We start from the raw sequence: 307 nt of genomic DNA on the forward strand, positions 1-307 counted from the left end.
AAATCACTGGCAGATGTTTTTATTGATGGTTGATATGAAATCATTGCAGGCTCTGTTCGGCGGCACCTTTGATCCGGTGCATTATGGTCATCTGAAACCCGTTGAAATTCTGGCTAATCTGATTGGCCTCTCTCGGGTCATTGTCATGCCCAATAACGTGCCACCACATCGTGCGCAACCGGAAGCCTCCAGCGCCCAGCGTAAACATATGCTTGAGCTGGCCATTGCCGACAAACCTTTGTTTTCACTGGATGAACGCGAGCTAAAACGCGATACCGCCTCGTACACCGCGCAAACGCTGCAAGAG

General features: G+C 50.5%; 1 protein-coding gene. It reads left to right on the top strand.

Annotated elements, in window-relative coordinates:
- Positions 1-25: 25 nt before the first annotated feature.
- Positions 26-307 (top strand): adenylyltransferase/cytidyltransferase family protein (locus FDX22_RS26370; protein WP_146718013.1); only part of this gene is annotated, 282 nt, incomplete at its 3' end.

It is taken from the genome of Citrobacter sp. TBCS-14 (genome assembly GCF_005280805.1).
GTDB lineage: Bacteria > Pseudomonadota > Gammaproteobacteria > Enterobacterales > Enterobacteriaceae > Citrobacter > Citrobacter gillenii.